At 52.2% G+C, this 2,652-nt stretch carries 1 rRNA gene; it reads right to left on the bottom strand.

Annotation, left to right across the window (positions count from 1 at the left end):
• Positions 1–16: 16 nt before the first annotated feature.
• Positions 17–2,652, bottom strand: a 23S ribosomal RNA gene (locus K5E37_RS29260); the annotation flags it as partial.

Here is a 2,652-nt window from a genome sequence, read left to right as displayed (position 1 = left end):
ATTGCTTGGGTGTTATATGGTCAAGCCTCACGGGCAATTAGTATTGGTTAGCTCAACGCCTCACAGCGCTTACACACCCAACCTATCAACGTCGTAGTCTTCGACGGCCCTTCAGGGAACTCAAGGTTCCAGTGAGATCTCATCTTGAGGCAAGTTTCCCGCTTAGATGCTTTCAGCGGTTATCTTTCCCGAACATAGCTACCCGGCAATGCCACTGGCGTGACAACCGGAACACCAGAGGTTCGTCCACTCCGGTCCTCTCGTACTAGGAGCAGCCCCTCTCAAATCTCAAACGTCCACGGCAGATAGGGACCGAACTGTCTCACGACGTTCTAAACCCAGCTCGCGTACCACTTTAAATGGCGAACAGCCATACCCTTGGGACCGGCTTCAGCCCCAGGATGTGATGAGCCGACATCGAGGTGCCAAACACCGCCGTCGATATGAACTCTTGGGCGGTATCAGCCTGTTATCCCCGGAGTACCTTTTATCCGTTGAGCGATGGCCCTTCCATACAGAACCACCGGATCACTAAGACCTACTTTCGTACCTGCTCGACGTGTCTGTCTCGCAGTCAAGCGCGCTTTTGCCTTTATACTCTACGACCGATTTCCGACCGGTCTGAGCGCACCTTCGTACTCCTCCGTTACTCTTTAGGAGGAGACCGCCCCAGTCAAACTACCCACCATACACTGTCCTCGATCCGGATAACGGACCTGAGTTAGAACCTCAAAGTTGCCAGGGTGGTATTTCAAGGATGGCTCCACGCGAACTGGCGTCCACGCTTCAAAGCCTCCCACCTATCCTACACAAGCAAATTCAAAGTCCAGTGCAAAGCTATAGTAAAGGTTCACGGGGTCTTTCCGTCTAGCCGCGGATACACTGCATCTTCACAGCGATTTCAATTTCACTGAGTCTCGGGTGGAGACAGCGCCGCCATCGTTACGCCATTCGTGCAGGTCGGAACTTACCCGACAAGGAATTTCGCTACCTTAGGACCGTTATAGTTACGGCCGCCGTTTACCGGGGCTTCGATCAAGAGCTTCGCGTTAGCTAACCCCATCAATTAACCTTCCGGCACCGGGCAGGCGTCACACCCTATACGTCCACTTTCGTGTTTGCAGAGTGCTGTGTTTTTAATAAACAGTCGCAGCGGCCTGGTATCTTCGACCGGCGTGGGCTTACGCAGCAAGTGCTTCACCCTCACCGGCGCACCTTCTCCCGAAGTTACGGTGCCATTTTGCCTAGTTCCTTCACCCGAGTTCTCTCAAGCGCCTTGGTATTCTCTACCCAACCACCTGTGTCGGTTTGGGGTACGGTTCCTGGTTATCTGAAGCTTAGAAGCTTTTCTTGGAAGCATGGCATCAACCACTTCGTCGCCTAAAGGCAACTCGTCATCAGCTCTCGGCCTTGGAATCCCGGATTTACCTAAGATTCCAGCCTACCACCTTAAACTTGGACAACCAACGCCAAGCTGGCCTAGCCTTCTCCGTCCCTCCATCGCAATAACCAGAAGTACAGGAATATTAACCTGTTTTCCATCGACTACGCTTTTCAGCCTCGCCTTAGGGACCGACTAACCCTGCGTCGATTAACGTTGCGCAGGAAACCTTGGTCTTTCGGCGTGGGTGTTTTTCACACCCATTGTCGTTACTCATGTCAGCATTCGCACTTCTGATACCTCCAGCAAGCTTCTCAACTCACCTTCACAGGCTTACAGAACGCTCCTCTACCGCATCACTTACGTGATACCCGTAGCTTCGGTGTATGGTTTGAGCCCCGTTACATCTTCCGCGCAGGCCGACTCGACTAGTGAGCTATTACGCTTTCTTTAAAGGGTGGCTGCTTCTAAGCCAACCTCCTAGCTGTCTAAGCCTTCCCACATCGTTTCCCACTTAACCATAACTTTGGGACCTTAGCTGACGGTCTGGGTTGTTTCCCTTTTCACGACGGACGTTAGCACCCGCCGTGTGTCTCCCATGCTCGGCACTTGTAGGTATTCGGAGTTTGCATCGGTTTGGTAAGTCGGGATGACCCCCTAGCCGAAACAGTGCTCTACCCCCTACAGTGATACATGAGGCGCTACCTAAATAGCTTTCGAGGAGAACCAGCTATCTCCGAGCTTGATTAGCCTTTCACTCCGATCCACAGGTCATCCGCTAACTTTTCAACGGTAGTCGGTTCGGTCCTCCAGTCAGTGTTACCTAACCTTCAACCTGCCCATGGATAGATCGCCCGGTTTCGGGTCTATTCCCAGCGACTAGACGCCCTATTAAGACTCGCTTTCGCTACGCCTCCCCTATTCGGTTAAGCTCGCCACTGAAAATAAGTCGCTGACCCATTATACAAAAGGTACGCAGTCACAGAACAAAGTCTGCTCCCACTGCTTGTACGCATACGGTTTCAGGATCTATTTCACTCCCCTCTCCGGGGTTCTTTTCGCCTTTCCCTCACGGTACTAGTTCACTATCGGTCAGTCAGTAGTATTTAGCCTTGGAGGATGGTCCCCCCATATTCAGACAAAGTTTCTCGTGCTCCGTCCTACTCGATTTCATGACTAAGAGATTTTCGCGTACAGGGCTATCACCCACTATGGCCGCACTTTCCAGAGCGTTCCGCTAATCTCAAAGCCACTTAAGGGCTAGTCCCCGT

Source organism: Pseudomonas sp. RIT778, assembly GCF_019718735.1.
GTDB lineage: Bacteria > Pseudomonadota > Gammaproteobacteria > Pseudomonadales > Pseudomonadaceae > Aquipseudomonas > Aquipseudomonas aphyarum.
The sequence above is the reverse complement of the archived record's forward strand: the minus strand, read 5'-3'. Positions and strand labels throughout refer to the sequence as shown.